Genomic DNA, 26,491 nt, shown 5'->3' on the forward strand with positions numbered 1-26,491 from the left:
CATGAAAACACTAAAACACTATTCAATTCTTGCCTTATTGCTTGTCATGTTTAATTGCACTGTGTCTCCCAAAGCCATAGATTATGGTAATGATGGCTGCAGTTTTTGTAAAATGACCATTGTTGATAAAACCCATGCGGCCGAAATTGTCACCAAAAAAAATAAAGCTTATAAATTTGACGCAACTGAATGTATGGTCAATTTTATGGATGATTTTGAGACTACTGAGATCGAGCTTTTTCTCTCAAATGATTTTTCGGAACCGGGGACTTTGATTAATGCTAAAAAAGCAACATTTTTGATCAGCAAAAATATTCCAAGCCCTATGGGCGCTTATCTCTCAGCTTTTAAAAGTACAGCAGATGCTGAGAAGATGCAGGCTGAAAAAGGCGGCGATTTGTATTCTTGGGAGGAACTATTAACGCATCTTAAAGGCTAGAAACATGAAAAAGTTAGTCGTTTTTATGTGCGTCATATTGATGACGGGGCCAATTATTGCCCAAACTTTAGAAGTGTGTAAAACCTGTGCGATCACTTCAGTGCAGGCAGCCATAATCCAGGCGAAAGCATTTGATACCATAGTCGTTAAAAAAGGTGTTTATAAAGAACATAATCTTAACGTGGATAAACCACTCACCATCATCGGAAGGAACCAACCTGTTATTGATGGTGAACTGAAAGGTGAAATTATTACCATAATCTCAGATAATGTAACCATTGACGGATTGATGATTAAAAATGTAGGCACAAGCTATACATCAGATTATGCTGCTATTCGTGTGAAACGGAGTAAAAATTTTACCATTCAAAATGTTGTTCTGGAAAAGCTTTTTTTCGGAATATATGTCGAAAGATCTAGTGACGGAAAGATCCTAAATAATAAGATCATCGGAGATGCGGTAGAAGAATACAACTCCGGAAATGGGATTCAGCTATGGTACAGTAAGAATATTCAAATTGAAAATAACACTGTTCAACATGTGCGGGATGGCATTTATCTAGAATTCTCTGATTTTTGTACCATCAAAAACAATCTGAGCTCCTTAAACGTGAGATATGGCCTGCATTTTATGTTCTCTAATGACGACGTTTATGAAGATAATGTATTTTCTAATAACGGCGCCGGTGTGGCAGTCATGTTTTCCAAAAGGATAAAGATGTATAATAATTTGTTTAAGGATAATTGGGGAACCGCTTCTTACGGCATGTTGCTGAAAGAAATCAATGATGCAGAAATAATTGGCAATACTTTTCACGATAACACTATCGGTATTAGCATTGAAGGATCTAACCGCATTATTTACAAACACAATAATTTCAGGAATAATGGTTGGGCCATTAAAGTGCGCGGTGCTTGCTACACCAATACCTTCACCGAAAACAATTTTTTATACAACTCTTTTGATATTGCCTACAATAGTAATGTTAACGACAATACATTCGATCGAAATTATTGGAGCAGCTATACCGGTTATGATTTAAATAAAAACGGGATTGGCGATATCCCTTATAGACCTGTGAAATTGTTTTCATACATCGTCAATCGCACCCCAGAAACCATCATTTTATTGCGGAGTATGTTTATCGATATTATTGATTTCTCTGAAAAAGTATCGCCTGTTTTCACCCCAGATGATTTGTTGGACAATAACCCTTTAATGAAAAAAGCCATATGGTAACGATACAAAATTTACGTAAAAAATTCGGAAAAAACCAGGTCTTAAGCGGACTGGATTTAAGTTTTGGTGCAGGCGGCATATTCGCCATTCTGGGGCCAAATGGTTCTGGAAAGACCACCTTAATAAAGTCGGTATTAGGAATGGTTATTCCTGATAAGGGTGAGATTACGGTTTTGGGTAAAAACATAACTAAGAATTCAGATTACCGGCACCAGATTGATTATTTGCCGCAAATAGCAAATTTCCCAAGCAACTTAAAAGTTAAGGAACTGATTAAAATGATTAAAGATTTACGGAAATCCACCAAAGAAGATGAGCGTCTGATAGAATTGTTTAAACTAACGCCGTTTTTGGATAAAAAATTAGGCCAACTTTCGGGAGGTACAAAACAAAAAGTGAATCTCGTGTTGACGTTTATGTTTGACAGTCCCATCATTATTTTAGATGAGCCTACGTCAGGCTTGGATCCAATTTCAATGCTTCGCTTAAAAGATTTGATCCAAGTGGAAAAAGAAAAAGGAAAAACCATTTTAATCACGTCTCATATTATGAGTTTTGTTGAAGAAATCTCAGACGAAATAGTCTTCATTTTGGAAGGTAAAATTTACTTTAAAGGAACCATAACAGAATTAAAAACCAAGACCAATCAGCCAGATTTTGAACATGCTATTGCGTCCATCTTAACTGACAACCATGCTTAAAATATTAAAATATAGTTTTTATGACCTGATGCGTAGCCGTTGGAGCTATGTCTATTTTGCATTTTATCTCCTGCTCGGCATCGTCTTATTATTTTTAAATAACGATTTATCAAAAGCGGTCATCACCCTAATGAATGTCATCATCATTCTGGTGCCGTTGATTGGAACTATTTTTGGAGTGATGTATTATTATAATTCTAAGGAATTTACGGAGCTCCTGTTGGCGCAACCGTTAAAACGCTCTTCCATATTTTTAGGACAATATCTGGGCGTCGCTATTTCGCTCTCCATGAGTTTAATCTTAGGATTGGGATTGCCATTTGTGTTTTACGGGCTGTTCGAGAGTAGTGCCATCTGGGATTTCTCCTTGCTGTTGATAACGGGTACATTTTTGACCTTAATTTTTACTGCGCTCGCTTTTAACATTGCACTTTCCAATGAAAATAAGATCAAAGGATTTGGATATGCCATCTTACTGTGGCTCTTTTTAGCGGTTATTTATGACGGCATCTTCTTATTGGTGTTGATAGGATTTGAAGAGTATCCACTAGATAAGGTGTCCTTAATTGGCACCATGCTGAATCCTATAGATTTATCGAGAACCTTGATATTGTTAAAATTGGATATTTCAGCATTACTTGGATATACAGGCGCCATTTTTAAACAGTTTTTTGGCACCAATTACGGTTTGATTGTTTCATTTATAGCCTTAAGTTTATGGGTAATTGTACCGGTATTACGAATCGTCTATAAATCGAAGAAAAAGGATTTTTAAAGTATTTCAGATGGCATTTAAATTGTGACCATTGTCACTTCAAGTTGAGATCAAAGTCCGTAAATTTGTAATATGATTGCAGGCATCGCACATAAAATCACAGCCTTTTTATTGGTGTTTATATTATTCGCACATAATATCAACACCCTCGTGATTATTGGCGATTTTTTAGCGAACCAAGCCGTTATAGCAAAAAATTTCTGTATCCAAAAAGACAACCAGCAAGGTTGTAACGGAAAGTGCCAGTTGACCAAAGAAATCAAACAAAGTACACCAGAATCTAATACTGACTTACCTGCTCAAGAAACAAGACGCCTGTCTTTAGATGTATTTTGTTTATTTCAAATAGAGCGTGCAGCGGTTGAAAACGTAGCTTTCACAAGACTTCGAAATGCGCATTTTCATTTCGAAAATCACCTCATTCTCAGATATCAGGATATCGAGACCCCACCACCAAATTTTAGTTAATTCTTTTCGGTATAAAAAAAAACAATGGTTTTTTACTTTTCTGGCTTGTAAATACGAGCGAGCAGGAGGTTTTACAATTTATTATAACCAAATACTCAAAAAAATGAAACTAAAATATATTATCCCAACCCTATGTATCGCCCTATTTACACTCTCCTGTTCTTCAGAAGACGATACTGATCCTATAATAAACGAAGTGGAAGATCTTTCCAAAATTCAAGAAATTGATAATAACACACACACCATTGAGCTTTTCAATGAAACTGGCAAATTTGAAACAGGGTACAACACGATTAGTTTGCGCATCAAAGATAACGCCACTGATAGGTATGTGGAGAATGCCTCAATAAATTGGATGCCGCTCATGCAAATGCCAACTACAGCGCATTCTTCACCAAAATCTGATATTTCAAAAGCCTTAGGAATGAAGACCGTTTATGAAGGTTTTATTGTCTATCAAATGACAAATCTCGATGGTTCAGGATGGTCGCTATCTATTGATTATACAATTGATGGCAACACCTATAATGCCAGTTCAGATATTGTGGTGATGCAAAGCGAATTTCAAAATGTGACCAGTTTTACTGGTGCTGATGAGAAGCGTTATGTGCTGGCCCTGATGGCACCAGACGAACCTAAAATAGCTATTAATAAGTTGAAAGTAGGCTTGTTTGCAATGGAAACCATGATGTCATTTCAGGTAGTTGAAGATTACAGAATGACCTCGGATCCGCGTATGCCTGGGATGGGAAACCACAGTTCTCCCAACAATACGGATTTAATCTACAATAGTGCAGAACAATTGTATGAGGGTAATTTATCCTTAACCATGACCGGCTATTGGGTACTCAATCTACAATTGTTACATGCTGCTGGAGAGCTCCTTAAAGGAGAGCCAGTCACTGAAGACCATCCAAAAAGTTCACTCTATTTAGAACTTGAATTTTAATCCATCTTATTTTAAAAAGCTATCTAAACACATCGTTCTGTCAGGTTGAGCGCAGTCGAAACCATATTGAATTTTCAACAAATCTCACTCTGACAGACGTGATGTTTTTTAACCAATATTACAATGAAAAAGCTAATACTAGCTACGATTTGCGTGTTTTGTAGCGCATTTATATACGCTCAAGAACACAATAATACTCAAAAGGATACGACTAAATTAGAAGAGATTACGTTAATTGGCCGACGTAAATTAAGCAATTACCGTCAAGAGAAAACCTTATCAAGTATAGATGATTATTTAGAAAAATCGAATAAAATTACCATGATCAAACGCGGTAATTATGCATGGGAACCGTCCATGAACAACATGAATAGCGAACGTTTAAACATTACTATTGATGGCATGCAAATATTTGGAGCATGTACAGATAAAATGGATCCCATCACTTCTTATGTGGACGTGTCAAATTTACAAAAAGTGAGCGTTGGGTCAGGACAATCCGGTTCTGAGAACGGTCATACCATTGGGGGCGGCATCGATTTGCAATTGCCAAATGCTAAATTCTACCAATCTGGATTAAAAACGAGTGTCGATTTAGGTTACGAAACCAACGGCAATTATAAAACAGGCGGTCTGGACCTTGACTATTCCGGAGATCGTGTGTATTTAAATGCGGATGGGATTTTTCGGAAATCAGATAATTATGATGCCGGTGATCGTCAAGAAGTATTGTACTCACAATTTCAGAAGTATAATATTTCATTACAAACCGGGTATAAGCTCAATGTTAAACATACATTTGATGCCGCCATTATTTATGATAAAGCTACAGATGTGGGCTATCCAGCACTGACGATGGATGTGTCGCTTGCAGAAGCGCTGATCACTTCGGTGACCCATAATTATACAAGTGACTCTACGTTTATCGAATCGTTGGAGTCGAAAATATATTTCAATACCATTACACACGTTATGGACGATTCCAAACGTCCTAATGTCCCTATACGTATGGATATGCCTGGGTGGAGTGATACGTATGGCTTTTACAGTAAAGCTACCATGACTATCAATAAACACTCGTTTTCAGTGAATTTTAACGGGTTTTACAACCGTTCTTTGGCTGAAATGACCATGTACCCAAATGATCCTAATCAATCCGCAATGTTTATGTACACCTGGCCTGATATCAGAACTTTATATTCTGGAATCTATGCTAAAGATGTGTACGCCTTTAATGACCATGCGTCTCTGTCTGCAGCGGTGAGAGTTGGATTTCACCAGAATGAAATCGCTAAAAAAACAGGTTTGGAAAGTCTTCAGATCTTCTATTCAAGCATTGAGGATACAAAAAACCGAGTATTGTCAAGTTTTACTACAGATTATACGTTTAAAAAGCAGCACTATGATGTATCATTTAGTGTAGGCTATGGTGAAAGAGCGCCTTCAGTAAATGAAGGGTATGGTTTTTTCCTCTTCAATAGTTTTGATAATTATGATTATATAGGAAACCCAACCTTAAAGAACGAAAAAGCTTTGGAAGCTAATTTTAAGGCCAATTACCATAAGCGTAATTTTCATATAGGTGTAGAGACCTCTTATTTCTATATCATGGACTATATCATTGGAACCATTGACGAAAGTTTGAGCCCCATGACCATTGGTGCTAACGGTGTCAGAATGTACAGCGCGTTGTCCAATGCCCGCATATTTGACGTGTACATAAATTCAAGTTATAAACTGTCACGTTCATTTTCTTTCAATGGAACCCTAGGCTATAATTATGGAACCGGCAGTAATGATGAGAACCTGCCATTGATCAAACCATTTTCCTATAGCGCTGAGGTAAACTATTACACATCAAAATTTAATGCCGCGCTTCAGTTGGAAGGGAATGGCAACCAAAGTAACTATGGCAGTTTTTATGGTGAAGATGAGACACCTGGATATGCAATTTTAAATCTGAATTTAGGAAATGAATTGACTATTCAAAACAATAAAGTTGTCCTGAAATATGGAGTCGAAAATATTTTGGATGCGAGCTATTCAACTTATGCAGATTGGAATAACATTCCCAGACAAGGTCGTAATTTGTATATGAACATGTCTTTTGTTATCCGTTAAATTAACGCCAGAATTCATCCTCTACATTGTCCACAAATCCCTCTTCATGATGGATTTCGGCAATGAGTGCCAATTGTTCTTCGGTGGCTGCTTTCTGAATTTCAGGAAACAAGGTGCGTTCTTCAAAACGAATATGCTGCTCTAATTCTTCCTCAATTCTATGAAGATTTTTAGTGGCATCTTCGCCATTGGTGAACAGACGTTTTAACCGTCTATGATCCGCCAAGGCGCGCTTGACCAATTCGTGGTCTTCATCCAAAATGGTAAAAATATGCGTTTCTTCCAGAGTAAAGTGAGGGATCAAATGGTTCTCAAAAAACCAGTCTGCATAGGCCTTGATCCGCTTGGTTTCAATGTTTTTACTGAATCCACTTCTGATTTTCCAAGACAGCAATAATCCGTGATGGTGCTCTCTACTTAAAGGTTGCAATGCTTTATGTCGTTTTAAGGGTTTTTGTGTCATAATTTCTGAGATTTAATATGAAAAATAAGATGCCCAAGGGCAAAAAGATGCTGCATAACAGCAGAATGAGATAATACTGTGGTAACATGCCCCATCCAAAAAAATAATATATACCCTGAAGTATAAGTAGTATTTCTGTGGAAACAAACCCTAATATAAAAGTATAAATACCAAAACTTAGGCTTTTGTTCGTGTTTGTTTTTGGATACTTCTGTAATAAAAAAGCAAACAAAAATCCGCTGATAACGCCCAACATCATTAAATGGATAAATCCAATAACGAAGTTACGGTATTGGTGTGCCATTTGAGCCACTAGAGGAATAATTGAAGCGGTTTGCAATACTATTTTGAGGATAAATGAAATCAGTGCCAACCCATATAGCGCTTTGGTCAGGGTTGAAATTCCAGACCAGAAGGTAGTCCAGTGTGGTTTTAGCAATTGTAGGAAATAATACCCTGAAAAAAGTTGTAATACCACGCCTATGGCATTAACGAGCAGCCATAACGGATGGAAGAGAAACCAACTTACAGGCAAGGCAAATGTGAGGATGGTTGCGGCAATAAGGGTATTGAAAAACCGTTTAAACAGCGCTGACCCATCTATAGGAAATTGATGCAGAAATACAGCCAAAACAGCCAACATAAACCAACCATTAAACTGAAAATGTAAGAAGAACTGTATGGCAATTTGATAAAATGCTGAAGCTTGACCCAAAATGGCCACGGCAGGACCCAGGCACCAAACACCTATGGTGGAGAGCAGCATAAACACCAAAGACGATTTTAATAACATACGGATAGGCGGGGAGGAAACTTGGTGATTTTTCCAGACCAATCTTACAAAATAGTAGCTACAAAAAATATGCAGACAGGAAAATGTAATAGAAATGGCAGCATAGCCCGTAAAAGGAAAACTAACCATCATACCCACAACCGCAAATTGCGTTACCCAAAATAAGCGGTTGTAAATGGGCTTTTTTTCTGGAATAAAGTAGTGTACAATTAATAGATAGAGCATTAAATAAACCCAACCCAGCATGGCAACGTGGGAATGTGCATGCGTAAGGTATCTAAAATTTATGCCAAGAGGTTGTACAAAAATGTAGCGTAATGCCAAGCCCATTAAAGCGGCAATCAGAAAGTTGATCAGACAAACAGCGATAAGTTTTTTTTGCATTTAAGACAGATTTGGTCGTCTAAAGTAACTAATATTGATAGATAGAAAAAACACTTCCTATCATAACTCATCATACTAGTACTCGAATCCCCTCTTAGAAACGCAGGTAGCTACAGTAGATTGAGTTATGAAAAGGAAGTGCCACTTCAACAATCAAAACCAAATAAAAATTATTTTAAAGATGTTTCAAGCTTAATTGCTTCCGGAAACAGAATGTTATTTTCTAAATGAATATGTAAATGCAAATCTTTTTCAAATTCGTCAAGCATTGCAAAGGTTACCTTATACGTATTACAGCCATCAGCAGGTGGGGTATAATTGTCAGTTAATTCTGCTATTTTTCTGAAACGCTCGCCTTCTGCTTCATGCTCATCTTTCATCATGGCAATAGGATTTTCGACCGTATGAAATTGAGGCGATTCTATTTGAGAACCTTCTGATTGTGCTTTCACCATCCTTTTGATAAAAGGGAAGAGGATCAACTCTTCTTTTTTCATATGTGAAGCCAATTCTTTAGAGCAACCAATAAACAAGGCGGTAATCTCTAACAGCTCTGGATGTCTTTGGCCGTGTACTTTGCAGAGTTTATCTAAAAACTGACGCAACACAGGTGTTTTTTCCTCAACATAACGGTGATGCTTCTTTTCAATATAGTCTGCCAGTAGGTCTAATGGCCAGGATTTGTAATCTATTGATTGTGGACTTTTTGAGGATTGAGCATCTTCCAATTTCGTTAATAATTCATCGATATCGATTTTGTTTTTACTGCATACTTCTTCAACGGTTCTATCGCCTTTACAGCAAAAATCAATACCATAATTAGAAAATACAGCTGCGGTTCTAAAATCTTCAGCCACAAATTGACCGATCTGTTTTTGTGAATCTCTTTGTAATGTTTCCATAAATTTGTCCCAATCCTTTTAAAAAGGATGTTTTTATAGGGTGTATTAAATTAAACAATTCTTAATTCGGATAAATTTATCCTATTTGTATTCAAATTTTTTTTTAAAGTTTTAGAAAGCTCACACCAGACTTTATGTCTAGGGCCAACTGCTCAAGATTAGTGTTTTGCAACATGTCTTTTAATTGCGTTCTAATATCCTTAAATTGATCATGTACTGGGCAGGGGTGGTTTTCATCGCACACATGCAGGCCTAAACCACAGCCTCTGTAAATGCTATCGCCGTCTATGGCATTGACAATTTGTGACAGTTTAACCTCTGAAATTTCATTCTTAGGAATTTCAAAGCCACCGTAAGCGCCTTTAGCCGACCTGATAATCTTGTGTCTTACTAAATCTTGCAGAATTTTGGCGGTAAATGCTTCGGGAGAATCTATCTTTTGTGCAATTTCTTTTAAACTCACCCGATGCCCATCATAAGAGTTGGTGGCGATATAAATAGAGGCCTTTATTCCGTATTCGCAAGCTTTAGAAAACATAATCTTAATGTTGGTTAGTCAAAGATACACTAAATTATAAATAGGACAAAATTATCCGCATTAAAATTTGTGGCCTAATTTATAAAATATTAATGACATTCTATATCACCTTGGACCATTTCCATTGCAGGCGCAGGAGAGAGGTAAGGAATGCCAAGGCCCATACCGCGTAAAATAAACAACAGACCGATAATGACCACAAAAACAGGAATGGCTTTTTGAATGCGCTGTTTTACACTGGTATTTAAGAATTTACCTAAATAGATGGCTGAAGTCATTAAAGGAATGGTTCCCAATCCGAAAAGTGTCATATACAAACTGCCTTCTAAAGCACTTCCCATGGCCAAGGAGGCGAATACCGCCATATATACCAGACCGCAAGGGAGGAAGCCGTTTAAGAAACCAATGGTTAGAAACGTATCTGCCGTTTTTTTCTTGAGGGCTTGTCCTAAGGAGGACTTTACCTTAGAAATAATCCTGTAAATGGGTTTGGAAAAATTATACGTATTGAATGTTTTTGTTGGGATCAGCACTACGACAATCATCAAAATACCAATCAAAATTGAAAGTTGCTGTTGCAACCCAAAAATATAAAGACTTTTACCAACCAAACCAAAGAAGAGTCCAATCAGACTGTAAGCCAAAATACGACCGAAGTGGTAGGTGAAAATTTGAACTATTTTTCTGGTAGAATTGGTACGGTCTACAGGCAACATAAACGCGATAGGGCCACACATACCTACGCAGTGGAAGCTTCCCAATAAACCGAATATTAGTGCAGACCACAGCATTTAATAGGTGATATCTTTTTTGAAGATGTAAGAATTGCCTTTATATTGCCAATCGACTTTAATGTTCCAACGACCATCTAATAAACGTTTGTCAGGTATGAGCAAATTATGGTCAGACAATGAAATTGCACTTTCAAAGTCTAATTGTTTACTAGATGGTCTGTATAGGAACACTTTGCCTGTAATATCTGATGGCGACATGTCTTTTGGAAAGCTAATGACCAATCCGTCTTCAGTATGCGCCCATAATAGATCTTGATCTAAAGCTTGGGCATTTCTTTGCTTGTGCAGCTCATTTTCAAATTCCAACTCTTGGGCGTAATAGTTCTCAGTAACCAAATCATGCTCATACTTCTTGTTGACTGTCATAGAAATCACAAAATATAAGATGAAGCTTATAAAGCCTATAAATGCTAAAACAATACCTGTACCCCAATTAAATTTCATAATCTTAATAGTCCTGCCAAGGCAGGAACATTTTTTTAATTAATAGTATACTTTTTTAAGTTACCTAAAATCTGCCAAGGCAGTAATAACTTCTAACTACTTATAACTTCTTGGCCCTAAAAAGTTAACCGAGGTCGTTTCAATTAAATCATCATCGCTATAAACCTCAATCATCAGTTTGTTCTTATCCGATCCCAATTCGCTTTGCGGAATTTCAATAAACATAGTGCCTTCCGCCAAACCCTGACTTGGCACGGTAAAGCGGTCTTCTGCCGAAACAACTTTAATGATTCCCTTATAACTTCTCAATTTAAAGTTGATTTCAGATATTTCCTTCGTTGTTTTATTGATGAGTTTGTAGGTAAATACATTACTGATAATATTGTCATCTTTATGCTCAAATAATTGACCTGGGAGTCGCAAGACACGGGCTTCAACATCATTTCTCAACATTAACATCCCGATAAGCAAACCTGTTAAAATGAGCAATACTGCAGAGTACCCTTTGAGACGCGGTGTGAATTCAAATTTCTTTTTATTCTCTATGTTCTCCTCACTGGCGTACCTGATAAGTCCTTTAGGCAGATTGATGCTTTCCATGATATGGTCACATTCATCAATACAGGCGGTGCAGTTGATACATTCCAACTGCGTCCCATTTCTAATATCAATTCCTGTAGGGCACACGTTAACACATTGAAAACAATCAATACAGTCGCCGTGGCCAAGCGCTTCACGGTCTTCGTTTTTACGGAATTTCTTTCTGCCATTCTCTGCTTCGCCACGTTTATGGTCGTACGCCACCACAATGGATTTATTGTCTAACAAAACACCTTGTAACCTTCCATAAGGACAGGCAATGATACAGACTTGCTCTCTAAACCATGCAAAAACAAAATAAAATACTGCGGTGAAAATAGCCAATGAAATAAAAGTACTGGCATGAACCATTGGGCCATCTGTAATGTAGGTGATCAACTTGTCACTGCCTATTAAATACGCTAAAAAGACGTTGGCAATAACAAAAGAAATCACTAAAAATAAGAACCATTTTACCGCGCGCTTTCTAATTTTTTCTGCATTCCACTCTTGACGGTCCAAACGCATTTGGGCACCTCTATCGCCATCAATCCAATATTCAATACGTCTAAACACCATTTCCATAAAAATGGTCTGTGGGCAAATCCATCCGCAGAAAATCCGTCCAAAAGCTACTGTAAACAGCGCAATAAAAATCACACCAATCAACATAGAGATCACAAACAAATGGAAATCTTGTGGCCAAAAAGGGAACCCGAAAATATTAAAACGGCGTTCTAAAATGTTGAACATTAAGAACTGATTCCCATTTATTTTAATAAAAGGCGCCAATAAAAAGAAAGCCAGAAGCCCGTAGCTGACCCATTTACGATAGTCGTAAAATTTGCCACTAGGTTTTTTAGGGAAGACCCATTTGCGTTTCCCTTCTTCAGTCAGGGTGCCAATAGTATCTCTAAAGCTTTCGTTTTGGGGAGTTTCCACTTGTCTTATTTTTTTATCTATTGTTTGATCCTATTTCTTTAATATTAACTTGGAAATAGGGTATCAATTACTCTTCTGTAGAAGTGACCTCGTCAGGTGAAGCATCCGCGTTTTGTGGCGTACCTTCACCTTTCCAGATATCGCCTTCTGGCTCTTTTGGTTTTGCGGGAGTTGTTCCTTCAAAAGTCATTATGTAACTGGCAACCTGTGCCATTTCATTTGGTTTTAAGGTAGACTTCCAGGCAATCATTCCTTTTCCACTACGGCCACCTTCACTAATGGTGTTAAAAATGTTCTTGATACCACCACCTAAAATCCAATGCTCATCCGCTAGGTTAGGTCCGATACCGCCGCCGCCATCAGCCATATGACAGGCCACACAATTGGCTTCATAAAGGGTTCTACCATTGGCCAAATCTGCCGGGTCAGTCAGTACTACTACGGAGTTGATATCTACCAAATCCTTTGCCGTTTTTTTATACTCTTCTAATTCTGCTTTAGCGATTTCTAAAGTAGTTTCCAATTCTTCATACTGATTTTCGCCATCAAAAACGTGATAACGGATCAGGTAGACCGCCGCAAAGACTATAGAGGCGTAAAAGCCATAAAGCCACCATGGTGGAAGGTCATTATCCAATTCTCTAATCCCATCATAATCATGGTCAAGTACAATTTCGCTTTCTTTTTCGATCGGTTTGGATCCCAGCATTTTTGTGTAGGTGGTGTTGATCCATTCTCCAATTTTGGAAGGTGAATTTTTTGAGGCACGAAATCTCAGTTTGGCCGTGTCGTCCAAGCTTTGATACATCACGTTTTCAAGTGCTGCAATAATCGCTTCTATAGCCAGAAGAAGTAAGAGTACCAAGACCAGAAACAACAAAATCATCGGATTGCTGATAAATGCAGGTTCATTACCCGAGTCTACGAAAATTTCAATCAGACCCCAGATGATAAAGAATATCAAAGGCACCCTTACGTAAGATGGAAGTAAATGTCTCATAGTGTTGTGTCGTTTTGGTTGTCTAAAGGAATATCGCTCATTCTATCAATGTAGTCTTTTTTGGCGGTGAATACCCACCAGAAAAGCGCTACGAAAAATGTGAAGAATATCAGTAAGGAAATCACCGGGTATATTTCAATACCTGCAATGCTGTCCATATGGTTTTTTACAAATTTTAGCATGGTTGTTAGTTTTGTGTCGTTTCTAAATCTTGTATTTTAATATCAGTACCTAAGCGCTGTAAGTAAGCAATAAGGGCTACAATCTCCCGATCGCGCATCTCTACGAAGTCGGCACCACTACTATTCTTGTCTGTTTCGTAAGAGGCCACAAAGTCTGGGTCAGAATACAGGTTCTTTTCAATCTGTTCGCCTTGGTCAGCCATGTGTTGTTGTGCGTTGGCAATTTCCTCATCAGTATAAGGAACGCCCAAATTCACCATAGCTTGCATTTTGGTTTCTGTATTGGACTTATCCAATTCTGTAGTGATCATCCATTTGTAAGCCGGCATAATCGACCCTGAAGAGGTGCTTTGCGGATCATACATATGATTGAAATGCCAGTTGTCAGAATATTTCCCGCCTATTCTATGTAAGTCAGGTCCCGTGCGTTTACTTCCCCATAAGAAGGGATGATCATAAACAAATTCACCTGCTTTAGAGAATTCGCCGTAACGTTCTACTTCGTCCCTAAATGGTCTAATCATTTGAGAGTGACAGCCCACACAACCTTCGCGTATATAGAGATCTCTACCTTCCAATTCTAGCGGCGTATAAGGTTTTACACTGGTAATGGTCGGAATATTTGATTTTATCATAATGGTTGGTACAATTTGAATAATACCTCCAATAAGGATGGCAATTGTAGCACCAATAGTCAATTGAATTGGTCTACGCTCCAACCAGCTGTGCCAGTGTTCTCCAGCCACACGGCTTTTAGAAACACGCTGTAATGCCGTAGCTTCAGCCAACTCATCGGTCACTTCGCTACCTTTTCTGATGGTTTGGATCACGTTATAACACATGATCAACATTCCGGTGATAAATAAGGTACCACCAATGGCACGCATCCAGTACATTGGCATAATCTCAGTAACAGTTTCCAAGAAGTTACCGTATACTAAAGTTCCGTCAGGGTTAAATTGTTTCCACATACTTGCTTGGATAAACCCAGCAACATATAATGGTAGCGCATACATGATGATCCCTAAGGTACCAATCCAGAAGTGAACGTTGGCTAAACCAATAGAATACAATTTGCTCTTAGTCATTCGTGGAATTAACCAATAGATCATCCCAAAGGTTAAGAATCCGTTCCAAGCTAAAGCACCAACGTGTACGTGGGCAATAATCCAGTCCGTATAATGTGCAATGGCATTAACATTTTTTAAAGACAACATTGGGCCTTCAAAAGTGGCCATCCCGTAACCGGTCAGGGCAACGACCATAAATTTTAAAACAGGGTCAGTTCTTACTTTGTCCCAAGCTCCACGAAGTGTCAGAAGTCCGTTAATCATCCCTCCCCATGAAGGCATTAATAACATTATAGAGAAGGCCACACCTAAGTTTTGTGCCCATTCTGGTAATGCTGTATATAATAAGTGATGTGGTCCTGCCCAGATATAGATAAAAATCAAAGACCAGAAGTGAATAATGGAAAGTCGGTAAGAATACACCGGTCTATTGGCCGCTTTAGGCACAAAATAGTACATCAGTCCTAAGAACGGTGTGGTTAAGAAAAACGCCACCGCATTATGCCCGTACCACCATTGTACGAGTGCATCCTGAACCCCTGCATATACCGAGTAGCTTTTAAAAGCACTCACAGGAATTGCTAAACTATTAAAAATATGGAGTACCGCAACCGTTACGAACGTTGCGATATAAAACCAAATAGCCACATATAAATGGCGTTGGCGTCTTCTTAAAATCGTCCCGATAAGGTTCCATCCAAAAGCGACCCAAACTACTGCTATGGCAATGTCAAAAGGCCATTCCAATTCGGCGTATTCCTTTGATGATGAAAACCCTAAAGGAAGGGTAATGGCGGCACCTACGATAATTAACTGCCATCCCCAAAAGTTGAAGTTACTCAAAGCATCACTAAACATACGGGCTTTTAATAAGCGCTGTGACGAATAATAAATACCGGCAAAAATAGCGTTCCCCACAAAGGCGAAAATTACCGCGTTGGTATGCAGTGGTCTTAATCTACCAAAGCTCAACCATGAAACACCATCAGTTAAATTCGGAAAAAGAAATAAGAAAGCCAGTAATAGACCCACCAACATTCCTATTACACCCCAGAACATGGTGGCATATAGGAACTTTTTGACGATTTTATTATCGTAATAAAATTGTTGCGTCTCCATAGTAAAATAATTAGTCTTGATTAGTTAGTTTTGATGTTTTTGGTTTTTCTTTTACGAGTTCGTCTTCAAATAGCATGCGGACGGAAGGGGTATAACTGTCATCATATTGGCCACTTCTAACGGCCACGATAAAGGCAATAAAAAAGATGACAGCAACTATAATGCTGATAGTCAATAAAATATATATAACGCTCATACCTATTTAGAAGTTATGGCTCAAAATTACTCTTGACGCCAAAGTTATTTTATGATATTTATCATATTTTGTGATTTTCTGCTGTTAAAATCACCACTGGTTTTAGGGAGTTAAATCCCCGATTGCTTCAAATTTATACAATTTTATCTTAAAATACTGTTTAGATAATTTATTTCAATTTTCTGGATACCCAATTTGTAGCGATTGTTGTAAACACTACCACGCTGATGGAACTTAACGGCATTAAAATCGCGGCAATTACCGGTGCCAATTGTCCTGTAACCGCAAAATAGACCCCAATGACATTATAAAACAATGACAGCATAAAACTCCAATTGACAATTTTAATGGCCGATTTGGATAAACCGAGGAAGTCGCCCAAATTATTGAATTTATCCGCATCTAAAATGGCATCGCAAGCAGGGGAAAATACGTTGACATTTTCTGAAAGCGCTATCCCCACGTTGCTTTGGGCCAAGGCGCCCGCGTCATTGAGTCCGTCGCCAATCATCATTACTTTTGCACCTTCACTTTGATGGAATTTAATGTATTCCAATTTATGGTCTGGCTTCTGATTGAATAACATCTTGGTTCTTACGGGCAACAATTTCTTCAAGTTTTCCAATTCGCCTTCATTATCACCAGATAATATGGCTAAGTCATACTGTTTTTTCAAGGTATTAAACAACTGTGCCAAGCCTTTTCTATAGCTATTGTAAAAGGTGTATTTTCCTTTATAAGTGTTATTGCTACTAATGTGCACTGCAGTATTTAACAAGGCAGTTTCGTTAGTTTTCCCCACAAAATTAGCCGAGCCTATTTTGATCCGGTCTTCTTGATGCACGCCTTCAATGCCTTGGCCTAAATGCTCTTCAAACTCATCAAGAGTGATAATGTCATTTTCATCTAAAAGCGCATATAGTGTTCTACTAAGCGGATGGTTGGAGCCTCGTAATGTGTTTTTCAATAACAGTTCTTCAGATGTCGATAAAGATGCGCCTTCATAAGTGGCGGTGCTTTGTTTGTTGGAAGTGATTGTGCCTGTTTTATCAAAAATGACGGTATTGATGGCGGCCATTTGCTCAATGACTGTCGCATTTTTCAGATAAAATTTATGTTTGCCAAAGATGCGCAACATATTCCCGAGGGTAAATGGCGCCGCTAAAGCTATGGCACAAGGACAGGCAATGATCAATACAGACGTAAACACATTAAGTGCTTTGCTAGAATCGTAAAATAGCCAGAAGCTGGTGGAGATAAAAGCAATGCTCAACACGACAATGGTAAAGCGTTTACTGATGACGTTGGTTAGGGTCGTAAAGCCGTCTTCTTTAGATTTATTGAAGACATCATTGCCCCACAATTGGGTTAGATAACTTTGCTCTACACTTTTGAGCGCTTCCATTTCAATGCTTCCAGAGGTTTGCTTGCCTCCCGCAAAAAGTTTATCTCCAGATGTTTTCCGGATGGCTTCGGATTCGCCCGTTACAAAACTGTAGTCAATTTTCGCGTTTCCTTTAATCAGGATACCATCTACAGGAATGAGTTCCTCATTTCTGATCAACAATCGGTCGCCTTCTTTGATGTCGTAAACTTGAACTGGTTGTTCTTTCCCATCCTTGGTTATTTTGGTGATGGCAATGGGGAAATAGGATTTGTAATCGCGTTCAAAAGATAAAAAGGAATAGGTTTTTTGTTGAAAGAATTTCCCTAATAAGAGGAAGAACAATAATCCGGTTAAACTATCAAAAAATCCTGAACCGAAATCGAACATAATGTCTATCGTGCTTCTTAAAAACAGGACGATAATTCCCAAAGCAATGGGCACATCAATGTTTAGCGCTTTAGCACGAAGTCCTTTGTAGGCGGATATAAAATAATCTGAAGACGCATAAAATACTACGGGTAGGGAAAATGCGAACATCAACCATCTAAAGAATGGTTTATACTGTTCCAACCAGAATTCATTAACCTCAAAATATTCCGGAAAGGATAAGAACATCACATTCCCAAAAGCAAAACCAGCGATGCCGAGCTTATAGATTAACGAGCGGTTGACGTGGCTTTTGCCAGTAGAAAAATCTTCAAGACTAATATAGGGTTCGTAACCAATGGAACTTAGTAAGATGACAACCTCCTTCAGACTGTATGTTGCAGAATTGTACTGCAAGCGTACTGTTTTCTTGCCAAAATCAACTTGAGGCGATGAAATATTCGGATTGAGTTTGTTGAGGTTCTCTAGAATCCAAATACATGAACTACAGTGAATTTGTGGAATGAACAGTGTTACAATTTGCGATTTTCCATCATCAAATTCCACTAATTTATCAATGATGTTTTGTTGGGCTAGGAAATCGTATTTTCCTTGAATGTCATTGGGCGTTGTCCCTGGGTTAGATTGTAAGTCGTAATAGCAGGTGAGGTCATTTTCTGAGAAGATCTCATAAACCGTCTTGCAACCTTGACAACAAAAAGATTTATCATCATGAAGAACTGTGGACGTGTCACAAGGATCGCCACAGTGGAAACAGCTTGATAGCTCCATAATTATGCTCATTTATACCTCTTGCAAAGGTGCAAAATTGATAGGACTTTAAACTATGATATTTGTCATGTTTTTCGTAATTTTGGAGGTCAATTTATTTAGCTATGAGTAGTTGTAAACAATGTATTGCACGTCAATTGAATGGGATGAATACATTGACGAAAGAGGAGATAAAACAGGTGTCCGCTTGTAAGACCACCAGAAAATATAAAAAGGGTGATATTATTTTTTATGAAAATGAAATGCTCAATGGGGTATACTGCGTTAGAGAGGGGCTTTGTAAATTGGTTAAATTAAGTGCAAACGGAAAAGAGCAAACTATCAAGTTGATGGGCAAAGGAGAATTGATAGGCCAACGTTCTATAATCAGCAATGAACGAACCAACTTAAGCGCCATTGCACTTAATACGATGGAACTATGTTTTGTGCCCAAAGAGGAAATTATAAGCGCAATCAAAACCAATCGGGACTTTTCGTTTGATGTATTGCAGAATCTTGCCCAAGGTTTGCGAGAAGCAGAAGATGATCTGATTAATATGGCTCAAAAAACGGTCAGGCAGCGTCTCGCGGCTACCATTATTTATGTTAGCAAAAATTTTGGGGTGGATAAAGAAGGGTATTTGAAGGTCCATTTGTCACGTGAAGATTATGCCAGTATTGTAGGAACTGCAACAGAATCCGCCATTCGCATCCTATCTCAATTTAAAAAGGAAGGTTTGATTTCAACTTTTGGTAAAAAAATTAAGATTGAAAATTTCAAGGTTCTCGAAGGTGTTGAGTAAGGAGATTATTGTGTTGAGTTGAAAGAATGAGATTGAAATCCCCATTTAATTAGAGGATTTGTCGCTCTACTATTGCCCTGGTTTATATACTACATTGCCTCAAAAAAATCCTGTTCAAAATTATAGATTAAAACGCTCTTGAATTTCTTTGCTTTGTGCGGGCACCATAATCTTTAGTTTTGAAGAGAGCAGTTCGGCCGAAACCTTCTGAACTTTGCCTATAAATTCGCCATCCACTTGCAATGCCACTTCAGGTTGGCATGCTATAGTGACCTTTGTGACAGGAAAGCACTCTACAAAATCCGGGTTTCTGTAAGAGTCCTCATTTAAAGTTTTTAAAATATCAACCAGCATCAATTTTTTAAAGATCAACACTTCAAATACACCATCGTCCATTTTTCCTTTAGGATTGATCACCGCTCCAGTACCAAATTGTTTAGCATTGGCAATGGCCACCATCACTCCTTGTAAATGGATTGTTTGGTCATTAAAGGTCAGGGAAAAACTATAGGGTAAATCAGATTCCATTAGAGTAGGGATGGTTTGAAGTGCATACCCCAATTTGCCGCGTATCTCAGAATTTTCATAATTTTTTATTAGAGTCGCATTAATACCAAGATCAGCAATATGCAAACAGAGATGGTCATTAACAGAGATCATATCCATTAATATGTAAGAGTCTCCCAACGCAATATCTATTTGATTTGCAACATTGGTTGAAAATTCAAAATTGGAGACTAAACCGTTGGCAGATCCTGCGGGAATTAAGCCTAAGGCAACATCTCTTTTATCTACAGCTTTTGCAACCGTTTGTATGGTGCCATCTCCACCAATTACCAATATTTTTTGAATAGATTGCGCTTCCAATAGTTCTCTAATATGGTATTCATCCTTCTCACCAGTAGTTTCATAGATTGTAAATGCCACTTGGCGGTCATTTAACAGCTCAGCAATTTCCTGAATCAATTCATCCTTTACGGCACCACCGGAAATGGGATTGACCACTACCAATAATTTATTTTTTAAATCCATAACACCCATAAAACTGCTTAAATTTAGTAATTTGTAGCGTATTAAAAATAATTATTTTTCAATTGTCAAAACTCGATTTAAAACTATATCGCGGCTATGTTAATGATCAGGAACTCATTGTTTCTGGCCATGTGTTTCAATCTTGGGCTCCAGATAAATATCGGTTAGATAAAAAAGGAATTCGACATGCCGTATCCATTTTGCATATGTTCAGGATTAAACCATTTCCTAATGTTGAAGTATCCCTGATCTTTAAAGATCTTAGAGTGAGCACTAAAACTTTGGACGATGGTTTTTTTAGGTTTACCGTTCCCTATAATGAATTTTTGGAAAGCGGATGGCATCCGTACCAAGTGTGTTGTAAATTAAATGACTTTGGAATTGTAAATTACGGTGAAGTTTTAAAGCCTTTTAAAAGCAAACTAGGAATAATTTCAGATATTGATGATACCTTTTTGATTTCGCACAGTAATAATTTTGTCAAAAAATTGTACGTGCTTTTGTTGAGAAACGTCAACAGACGGAAAATTTTTGAAGATGTGGTGAAACACTACAAAGCGCTTAGTGCGGCAGGCCAAACCAATGAGCAAGCTTTTAATTCTTTTTTCTATGTGTCGAGTAGTGAATGGAATTTGTACGAATTTATTGAAACTTTTGCACGCCTCCACGAGCTTCCCAAAGCGGTTATAAAACTTAAAAAAATAAAGACAGGCATTTCAGATTTTTTATTTACAGGACGAGGTAGTCACGATCATAAATTTTTCAAAATTAAGGATATTATTATGTTTTATCCGCAATTGGAATATGTGCTTCTGGGCGATGATTCTCAACATGATCCACAAATTTATGAACGCATCTGTAAAATTTTCCCTAAAAACATTAAAGCAGTGTATATCCGTCAGACATCAAACTCTAAAAAAAATAAGGTCACCACTATTTTAGCTAATGTAGCAAGTATGGACGTGGCAACCTGTTATTATCAATTTAGTCAAAAGGCAATAGAACATTCAAAATCTATTAATATTATCTAATTTTGACTAGTGTAAGGATTCCAAATCCTCTATGGAATGTGGGTTTATTGATCTAAAGCCAAGAATTTATTCTTTTACGGGTATTTCTTTTCATTTTTTAGATCAAAGTCACTCTGCTTACCGTTGTTCTTTAAATAGGTGTCCAAAAACTGAACCACTCTACTATAGGCTTCAATTTGGTTCTCCTTTTTTACAAATCCATGCCCTTCATCCTCAAAAAGCACATACTCTACAGGTACACCGTTTTTACGGACTCCAGCTACAATTTCATCAGACTCCACTTGTAGCACTCGAGGATCTTGTGCTCCTTGTAATACAATTAAAGGCTTGGTAACTTTATCCGTATGGAATAAGGGCGAAATCCGCTTCAGTCGCATGGAATCAGCCGTATACGGATCACCTAGTTCTAAGTACAATGATTTTCGCATGGATTCCCAATACGGCGGAATGCTTTTTAGAGTTCTGATCCAGTTGGTTACTCCAAATAAATTCACGCCCACATCAAATTCTTCCGGGGCATAGGTCAGTGCTGCCATAGTCATATAACCGCCGTAAGAGCCACCAATAATTCCTATTTTATCACCATCAATTTCTGGTTGAGTAGCCAACCAATTTTTTCCTTCTACACAATCTTGCAAATCCTTTTCACCGTGATTTAAATCGTCCATTTGGTAAAACGTCTTTCCATAACCACTGCTGCCACGGTTATTAACTGCCAACACAGCGTAACCTTGATTGACCATATATTGTATCATCGAATTGAAATTTTGACGGGTTTGTCCTCCCGGACCGCCGTGTACCCAAACCATGGCCGGAACTTTATTGTTTTCAGAAGCTTGATGTGGCAGGTAATAAATGGCAGGAATCTCAACGCCATCAAAAGATTTGTAACGCACTACTTTGGCTGTAACCAAATCTTCCGGGTGAATCTCTTCATTTAAAACATTGGTAAGTTGGTGCTGCACTTTCGTTTCAAAATTATAGGTGAATAAGTTGGATGGCATGTTAGAGCCACCCACATATAAACGCATCCATTTTTCGTCATTACTAAAACCAACGCTCGTAATGCTCTGATCTCCAAAATCGGGTAAATCTATCGGTTTATCTGTTTTTGTGTCAATGACTTCTACCGCATTTTTGCCATCCTCATTGACATAAACCACCATATAATTTCCGTTTTCTGTAAGGTCAGCACCCATAATGTCCCATGGTTTCTGTAACACGTTAAAAGTTTCTTTGGTGTTCAAATCATAGGTCATTAAATAGGAGAATTCAACCCCATCATCTGTGGTGTAATACAAAGCGCTACTATCATTAGAGAAATCTTGGGCGGAATTACTACTTTGGTTGGCGTTAATTTTTGTTTTTTGTCTGGTTTTAACGTTATACACGTACAGATCGCTGTCATTAGTGTTTAAGGATTGAACCAAGGCGATGTAATTTTTGTCTTTGGAAATGGCGCTAAAATTAAGTCCATCGTTATTCTGATAAATCATCTTTGCGCTGAACTTGGCAACCTCCATTTCATACACATCAAAAAATTTAGGGTTCATCTTATTACTGCCAAAATAGAACGACTTGCCATCTTCTGCCCAGCCGTAAAACTCGGCTTTCGCAGCTTTTTCAGGAGTCAAATCTGTGATGGTACCTGTGCTGTCCCTTAAAAAAATATGGTTAATTTCATCACCATTACCATCTGCAGATAGCAACATCCGGTCATCATGTGGGAAAAATGATTCGGCAAAATAGGATGTGCTGTCTGAGGCAGTAATCGGCGTGTAACTGCCACCAGTAGTGGGCACAGTGTACACATTGTAAATTCCTGAACGGTTACTGGAAATTAGAAGTTTGGAATTATCATAGGAAAAACTGCCCCCACCTACGGCTTCGTTATCCATAAATTGTTCAATAGTGTATTGGTGCACGGTTATTGCAGTGTCTTCTTTTTCTGAGGCTTTCTTGTCTTTGCAACTTGTGCTTGCCAAAATTAAGAAGATGAATATAAAGTGTTTCATAGGGTTGGTTCTTGTGTTAATTAGTTACTATTTATGTTTGAAATCTAAGGCATGTAAACGACAGATGAGGTGCTATAAGTCAATGACTTGCCCTAAAGATAATAAAAACGCATTACCTGATTTGCAAAATCGATGTTAATAGCGATAGGGGTCGATCAAAATGTCGTATTTTTATAAGGCTATGACAAATAATAATAACATTCGTAAAGGTTTTGTCTTTAAAACCTATGAAGCCCCATTTCAATCTCCATTCGATAAGTTATTCGAGATATTTAAGGAATTGATTACACATACTTCTGGCGATTTTGACGAAGCCATTGATTGGTTGCGCGAATTGGACAAAGAATATAAATTGACCACCGCTGAATATACCGTTGATGATTTTATTGAAGATTTGAAGAAGAAAGGTTACATCAAAGAAGAAATTGATCCAAATGGAAACGGCGGTATAGCGATTACCGCGAAAACAGAACGGGCCATTCGCCAGCAAGCTTTAGACCATATTTTTGGAAATATCAAGCGCAGTGGCCAAGGGAATCATAAAAGTAAAAGTCCCGGAATTGGTGATGAGCATACCGGCGATTTTAGAAATTACCAATTTGGGGACGCTTTGGACAAAGTATCGATGACGGAGAGTTTAAAGAACGCTCAAATTAATCACGGTATTGGCGAGTTTAGATTGTCTGAAGACGATTTGGTGGTTGAAGAAACGCTTCATAAATCGCAGATGAGTACCGTGTTGATGATTGACATCAGCCACAGTATGATTTTATACGGCGAGGATCGGATTACTCCAGCAAAGAAAGTGGCTATGGCATTGGCCGAATTGATTATCACGCGTTATCCTAAAGACACCCTAGATATCATTGTATTTGGAAATGACGCTTGGCAAATTGAAATCAAAGATTTGCCGTATTTAAAGGTCGGGCCTTACCATACCAATACAGTTGCAGGGTTGCAGTTGGCGATGGATTTGCTACGACGCAAGCGAAACACTAATAAGCAAATTTTTATGATCACGGATGGGAAGCCAAGTTGTTTGCGCCTTCCGGACGGCCAGTATTATAAAGACAGTGCAGGTTTAAACCCCTACATTACCAACAAGTGTTATGATATGGCGCAACAGGCCAGAAAACTACACATCCCCATCACCACCTTTATGATTGCGCAAGACCCATATTTAATGCAGTTTGTGAGGGAATTTACACACGCTAATCAAGGCAAAGCATTTTATACCGGACTTAAAGGGTTGGGCGAAATGATTTTTGAGGATTATGAAACGAATCGGAAGAAACGGATTCGGGGTTAAATTTTTTAGAAAATAGAAAATAGAAAATAGAAATTAGAGAATAGAGAAGAGAAAATAGAAAGTAGAGAAGAAAATGCTGATTGGATATTATGATTACACAATCAATAAGTTTTTGGCGTTCTCAGTACAAAATATAGAAACAGAATATGAACATAGAAAAAATAACCACCTTAGGCGAACTTAAAAAAGCCGGGTACCAAAGTAAGTCCATTAAAGATGAATTACGAGATAATCTGATTCAGAAAATTAAGAATAAAGAAACCACTTTTGAAGGCGTTCACGGCTATGAAAACACTGTGGTTCCAGAATTGGAGCGCGCCATTTTATCTCGCCATAATATTAATTTATTAGGGTTGCGCGGACAAGCAAAAACTAGATTAGCACGTTTGATGCTGAATCTTTTGGATGAATACATTCCTGTAGTTGAAGGTTCAGAAATTAATGATGATCCGTTGCAGCCTATTTCGAGATTTGCTAAAGAATTAATTAAAGAGAAAGGTGATGATACGCCAATTTTTTGGTTGCACCGAAGTGAACGTTTTGCTGAGAAATTGGCCACTCCAGATGTTACTGTAGCCGATTTAATTGGGGATGTCGACCCTATAAAAGCAGCTAATTTAAAATTGAGTTATGCTGATGACCGCGTCATTCATTACGGCATGATTCCTAGAGCGAATCGCTGTATTTTTGTGATTAATGAGCTGCCAGATTTACAAGCACGAATTCAAGTAGCCTTATTTAATATTTTACAGGAAGGCGATATTCAAATCAGAGGTTTCAAGTTAAGACTGCCCTTGGACATTCAATTTTTATTTACAGCAAACCCTGAAGATTATACCAACAGAGGAAGTATTGTTACGCCTCTAAAAGATAGAATCGGATCTCAAATTCTGACCCATTATCCGACTGATATTGAAACTGCACGATTGATTACAGAGCAGGAAGCACGTTTAGTAGAAGGTCAAAAAGACATGGTTGCCGTTCCTGATTTAGCCCGGGATTTATTGGAGCAGATTGTCTTTGAAGCGCGTGAAAGCGATTTTATTGATGCTAAAAGTGGCGTGAGTGCACGGTTGAGCATTACAGCTTTGGAAAATCTATTGAGTACAGCAGAACGTCGCGCCTTAAAAGCGGGCGATACTAAAACGATGGTACGCTTAAGTGATTTTGTGGGCATTATTCCGTCCATCACCGGAAAAGTGGAGTTGGTTTATGAAGGCGAGCAGGAAGGTGCCGCCGTGGTAGCCTATAACTTGATTGGCGAAGCGGTTAAAAGTCTTTTTGAAGAGTTTTTTCCGAAAATTGATAAATTGAAGAAAGAAGATGCTGAAACTGCTTATGATGATATTGTCTCGTGGTTTTTCAATCAGAAAGATGGATTTGAATTGTTGGACGACTTAAACGAAGCAGAGTATAAGAAGGTATTAGATGCCATTACACCGTTAGACGGGTTGTTGGCAGCACACCAACCTAATCTCAATTCAGAGGACAGTTATTTCGTGAAAGAATTTGTGCTTTGGGCCTTAGTAGAATTTAAGCAGTTAAACAAATTCCGTTTTTCAGAGGGCACCCAATTTCAGGATCCTTACGGGAGTTTTATTAGCGGCATCTAGGGAAGTTCATTTTAATTAAGGACATCATTGATTTATATGGATCAAGCTCGTATTGGGATTTCAAG

At 38.1% G+C, this 26,491-nt stretch carries 25 protein-coding genes; 11 read left to right on the forward strand and 14 right to left on the reverse strand.

What is annotated here, in order from left to right; all coding sequences use genetic code 11:
• The first annotated feature begins 1 nt into the window (after position 1).
• The 7 genes from ES711_RS01635 (at position 2) to ES711_RS01665 (ending at position 6,693) form a co-directional block, all read left to right on the forward strand.
• Positions 2 to 439 carry a nitrous oxide reductase accessory protein NosL gene (locus tag ES711_RS01635; RefSeq protein ID WP_146889007.1) on the forward strand — a complete coding sequence of 146 codons (438 nt, stop codon included), beginning with the start codon at positions 2 to 4 and terminating at the stop codon, positions 437 to 439.
• Positions 440 to 443: 4 nt separating this feature from the next.
• Positions 444 to 1,679, forward strand: coding sequence for a nitrous oxide reductase family maturation protein NosD (locus ES711_RS01640; protein ID WP_146889010.1), 1,236 nt, complete (start codon positions 444 to 446; stop codon positions 1,677 to 1,679).
• On the forward strand, positions 1,673 to 2,380 hold the full coding sequence (locus ES711_RS01645; protein WP_146889013.1) for an ABC transporter ATP-binding protein: 708 nt from the start codon (positions 1,673 to 1,675) through the stop codon (positions 2,378 to 2,380). The genes ES711_RS01640 and ES711_RS01645 overlap by 7 nt, the downstream gene beginning before the upstream one ends.
• On the forward strand, positions 2,373 to 3,155 hold the full coding sequence (locus ES711_RS01650; protein ID WP_146889016.1) for an ABC transporter permease: 783 nt from the start codon (positions 2,373 to 2,375) through the stop codon (positions 3,153 to 3,155). Before ES711_RS01645 ends, ES711_RS01650 begins: the two co-directional genes overlap by 8 nt.
• Positions 3,156 to 3,227: 72 nt before the next feature.
• Positions 3,228 to 3,623, forward strand: coding sequence for a hypothetical protein (locus tag ES711_RS01655; protein ID WP_146889019.1), 396 nt, complete (start codon positions 3,228 to 3,230; stop codon positions 3,621 to 3,623).
• Positions 3,624 to 3,726: 103 nt separating this feature from the next.
• Positions 3,727 to 4,572, forward strand: coding sequence for a hypothetical protein (locus ES711_RS01660; protein ID WP_146889022.1), 846 nt, complete (start codon positions 3,727 to 3,729; stop codon positions 4,570 to 4,572).
• A 123-nt stretch (positions 4,573 to 4,695) separates the two neighbouring features.
• Positions 4,696 to 6,693 (forward strand): TonB-dependent receptor plug domain-containing protein, encoded by a 1,998-nt coding sequence (locus ES711_RS01665; protein WP_146889025.1) that lies wholly within the window; start codon positions 4,696 to 4,698, stop codon positions 6,691 to 6,693.
• 1 nt (position 6,694) lies between these two features.
• Here ES711_RS01665 and ES711_RS01670 read toward each other — a convergent pair whose 3' ends face one another.
• From ES711_RS01670 to ES711_RS01725, 12 genes are all read right to left on the reverse strand, one after another.
• Positions 6,695 to 7,156 carry a hemerythrin domain-containing protein gene (locus ES711_RS01670; protein WP_146889028.1) on the reverse strand — a complete coding sequence of 154 codons (462 nt, stop codon included), beginning with the start codon at positions 7,154 to 7,156 and terminating at the stop codon, positions 6,695 to 6,697.
• Positions 7,128 to 8,333 (reverse strand): hypothetical protein, encoded by a 1,206-nt coding sequence (locus ES711_RS01675; RefSeq protein WP_146889030.1) that lies wholly within the window; start codon positions 8,331 to 8,333, stop codon positions 7,128 to 7,130. Before ES711_RS01675 ends, ES711_RS01670 begins: the two co-directional genes overlap by 29 nt.
• Before the next feature lie 170 nt (positions 8,334 to 8,503).
• Positions 8,504 to 9,235: an iron-sulfur cluster repair di-iron protein gene (gene ric / locus ES711_RS01680; RefSeq protein ID WP_146889033.1), complete on the reverse strand. Its 732-nt coding sequence runs from the start codon at positions 9,233 to 9,235 to the stop codon at positions 8,504 to 8,506.
• A 103-nt stretch (positions 9,236 to 9,338) separates the two neighbouring features.
• Entirely contained in the window at positions 9,339 to 9,773 is a 435-nt protein-coding gene (locus ES711_RS01685) for an RrF2 family transcriptional regulator (protein WP_146889036.1), read from the reverse strand.
• An 89-nt stretch (positions 9,774 to 9,862) separates the two neighbouring features.
• Complete coding sequence (locus ES711_RS01690; RefSeq protein WP_146889039.1) at positions 9,863 to 10,564, reverse strand: sulfite exporter TauE/SafE family protein; 702 nt, start codon at positions 10,562 to 10,564, stop codon at positions 9,863 to 9,865.
• Positions 10,565 to 11,011 (reverse strand): FixH family protein, encoded by a 447-nt coding sequence (locus ES711_RS01695; protein WP_146889042.1) that lies wholly within the window; start codon positions 11,009 to 11,011, stop codon positions 10,565 to 10,567.
• 96 nt (positions 11,012 to 11,107) lie between these two features.
• Entirely contained in the window at positions 11,108 to 12,532 is a 1,425-nt protein-coding gene (gene ccoG / locus ES711_RS01700) for a cytochrome c oxidase accessory protein CcoG (RefSeq protein WP_146889044.1), read from the reverse strand.
• Between the two features lie 67 nt (positions 12,533 to 12,599).
• A complete protein-coding gene (locus ES711_RS01705; RefSeq protein WP_146889047.1) occupies positions 12,600 to 13,532 on the reverse strand; it encodes a cbb3-type cytochrome c oxidase N-terminal domain-containing protein in 933 nt (310 codons plus the stop codon).
• Positions 13,529 to 13,714, reverse strand: a complete 186-nt coding sequence (locus ES711_RS01710; RefSeq protein ID WP_146889050.1) for a CcoQ/FixQ family Cbb3-type cytochrome c oxidase assembly chaperone — start codon at positions 13,712 to 13,714, stop codon at positions 13,529 to 13,531. Before ES711_RS01710 ends, ES711_RS01705 begins: the two co-directional genes overlap by 4 nt.
• A 5-nt stretch (positions 13,715 to 13,719) precedes the next feature.
• Positions 13,720 to 15,903, reverse strand: a complete 2,184-nt coding sequence (gene ccoN, locus ES711_RS01715; RefSeq protein WP_146889053.1) for a cytochrome-c oxidase, cbb3-type subunit I — start codon at positions 15,901 to 15,903, stop codon at positions 13,720 to 13,722.
• Positions 15,904 to 15,913: 10 nt separating this feature from the next.
• Positions 15,914 to 16,099 (reverse strand): cbb3-type cytochrome oxidase assembly protein CcoS, encoded by a 186-nt coding sequence (gene ccoS, locus ES711_RS01720; RefSeq protein WP_146889056.1) that lies wholly within the window; start codon positions 16,097 to 16,099, stop codon positions 15,914 to 15,916.
• A 169-nt stretch (positions 16,100 to 16,268) separates the two neighbouring features.
• Positions 16,269 to 18,644: a heavy metal translocating P-type ATPase gene (locus tag ES711_RS01725; RefSeq protein WP_146889059.1), complete on the reverse strand. Its 2,376-nt coding sequence runs from the start codon at positions 18,642 to 18,644 to the stop codon at positions 16,269 to 16,271.
• A gap of 104 nt (positions 18,645 to 18,748) precedes the next feature.
• Between ES711_RS01725 and ES711_RS01730 the strand changes: the two genes are divergently transcribed.
• On the forward strand, positions 18,749 to 19,426 hold the full coding sequence (locus tag ES711_RS01730) for a Crp/Fnr family transcriptional regulator (RefSeq protein ID WP_146889062.1): 678 nt from the start codon (positions 18,749 to 18,751) through the stop codon (positions 19,424 to 19,426).
• A 120-nt stretch (positions 19,427 to 19,546) separates the two neighbouring features.
• Here ES711_RS01730 and ES711_RS01735 read toward each other — a convergent pair whose 3' ends face one another.
• Complete coding sequence (locus tag ES711_RS01735) at positions 19,547 to 20,458, reverse strand: diacylglycerol/lipid kinase family protein (RefSeq protein WP_170245220.1); 912 nt, start codon at positions 20,456 to 20,458, stop codon at positions 19,547 to 19,549.
• A gap of 62 nt (positions 20,459 to 20,520) precedes the next feature.
• On the opposite strand from ES711_RS01735, the gene ES711_RS01740 reads away from it, so the two are divergent.
• The gene (locus ES711_RS01740) at positions 20,521 to 21,489 is read left to right on the forward strand and encodes an App1 family protein (protein WP_146889068.1); all 969 of its coding nucleotides are present in this window, start codon (positions 20,521 to 20,523) and stop codon (positions 21,487 to 21,489) included.
• A gap of 74 nt (positions 21,490 to 21,563) precedes the next feature.
• Here the strand turns inward: ES711_RS01740 and ES711_RS01745 are convergent, their stop codons facing one another.
• The gene (locus ES711_RS01745; RefSeq protein WP_146889071.1) at positions 21,564 to 23,504 is read right to left on the reverse strand and encodes a S9 family peptidase; all 1,941 of its coding nucleotides are present in this window, start codon (positions 23,502 to 23,504) and stop codon (positions 21,564 to 21,566) included.
• A 181-nt stretch (positions 23,505 to 23,685) separates the two neighbouring features.
• Between ES711_RS01745 and ES711_RS01750 the strand changes: the two genes are divergently transcribed.
• Together ES711_RS01750 and ES711_RS01755 are read left to right on the forward strand one after the other, a co-directional pair.
• Complete coding sequence (locus ES711_RS01750) at positions 23,686 to 24,813, forward strand: vWA domain-containing protein (protein ID WP_146889074.1); 1,128 nt, start codon at positions 23,686 to 23,688, stop codon at positions 24,811 to 24,813.
• 146 nt (positions 24,814 to 24,959) lie between these two features.
• Complete coding sequence (locus ES711_RS01755) at positions 24,960 to 26,426, forward strand: magnesium chelatase (protein WP_146889077.1); 1,467 nt, start codon at positions 24,960 to 24,962, stop codon at positions 26,424 to 26,426.
• Positions 26,427 to 26,491: the final 65 nt, after the last annotated feature.

Origin of the sequence: Gelidibacter salicanalis (assembly GCF_007997285.1) — a bacterium.
Taxonomy (GTDB): Bacteria; Bacteroidota; Bacteroidia; order Flavobacteriales; family Flavobacteriaceae; genus Gelidibacter; species Gelidibacter salicanalis.

Bases quoted from the DNA above. Each gene is read 5' to 3' on its own strand.
- ES711_RS01665 (WP_146889025.1), top strand. From the start codon at position 4,696: ATGAAAAAGCTAATACTAGCTACGATTTGCGTGTTTTGTAGCGCATTT.
- ES711_RS01675 (WP_146889030.1), bottom strand. From the start codon at position 8,333: ATGCAAAAAAAACTTATCGCTGTTTGTCTGATCAACTTTCTGATTGCC.
- ES711_RS01640 (WP_146889010.1), top strand. From the start codon at position 444: ATGAAAAAGTTAGTCGTTTTTATGTGCGTCATATTGATGACGGGGCCA.
- ES711_RS01685 (WP_146889036.1), bottom strand. From the start codon at position 9,773: ATGTTTTCTAAAGCTTGCGAATACGGAATAAAGGCCTCTATTTATATC.
- ES711_RS01655 (WP_146889019.1), top strand. From the start codon at position 3,228: ATGATTGCAGGCATCGCACATAAAATCACAGCCTTTTTATTGGTGTTT.
- ric (WP_146889033.1), bottom strand. From the start codon at position 9,235: ATGGAAACATTACAAAGAGATTCACAAAAACAGATCGGTCAATTTGTG.
- ES711_RS01690 (WP_146889039.1), bottom strand. From the start codon at position 10,564: ATGCTGTGGTCTGCACTAATATTCGGTTTATTGGGAAGCTTCCACTGC.
- ES711_RS01670 (WP_146889028.1), bottom strand. From the start codon at position 7,156: ATGACACAAAAACCCTTAAAACGACATAAAGCATTGCAACCTTTAAGT.
- ES711_RS01635 (WP_146889007.1), top strand. From the start codon at position 2: ATGAAAACACTAAAACACTATTCAATTCTTGCCTTATTGCTTGTCATG.
- ES711_RS01705 (WP_146889047.1), bottom strand. From the start codon at position 13,532: ATGAGACATTTACTTCCATCTTACGTAAGGGTGCCTTTGATATTCTTT.
- ccoS (WP_146889056.1), bottom strand. From the start codon at position 16,099: ATGAGCGTTATATATATTTTATTGACTATCAGCATTATAGTTGCTGTC.
- ES711_RS01645 (WP_146889013.1), top strand. From the start codon at position 1,673: ATGGTAACGATACAAAATTTACGTAAAAAATTCGGAAAAAACCAGGTC.
- ES711_RS01695 (WP_146889042.1), bottom strand. From the start codon at position 11,011: ATGAAATTTAATTGGGGTACAGGTATTGTTTTAGCATTTATAGGCTTT.
- ES711_RS01710 (WP_146889050.1), bottom strand. From the start codon at position 13,714: ATGCTAAAATTTGTAAAAAACCATATGGACAGCATTGCAGGTATTGAA.
- ES711_RS01725 (WP_146889059.1), bottom strand. From the start codon at position 18,644: ATGGAGCTATCAAGCTGTTTCCACTGTGGCGATCCTTGTGACACGTCC.
- ES711_RS01745 (WP_146889071.1), bottom strand. From the start codon at position 23,504: ATGAAACACTTTATATTCATCTTCTTAATTTTGGCAAGCACAAGTTGC.
- ES711_RS01660 (WP_146889022.1), top strand. From the start codon at position 3,727: ATGAAACTAAAATATATTATCCCAACCCTATGTATCGCCCTATTTACA.
- ES711_RS01735 (WP_170245220.1), bottom strand. From the start codon at position 20,458: ATGGATTTAAAAAATAAATTATTGGTAGTGGTCAATCCCATTTCCGGT.
- ES711_RS01750 (WP_146889074.1), top strand. From the start codon at position 23,686: ATGACAAATAATAATAACATTCGTAAAGGTTTTGTCTTTAAAACCTAT.
- ES711_RS01755 (WP_146889077.1), top strand. From the start codon at position 24,960: ATGAACATAGAAAAAATAACCACCTTAGGCGAACTTAAAAAAGCCGGG.
- ccoN (WP_146889053.1), bottom strand. From the start codon at position 15,903: ATGGAGACGCAACAATTTTATTACGATAATAAAATCGTCAAAAAGTTC.
- ES711_RS01730 (WP_146889062.1), top strand. From the start codon at position 18,749: ATGAGTAGTTGTAAACAATGTATTGCACGTCAATTGAATGGGATGAAT.
- ES711_RS01650 (WP_146889016.1), top strand. From the start codon at position 2,373: ATGCTTAAAATATTAAAATATAGTTTTTATGACCTGATGCGTAGCCGT.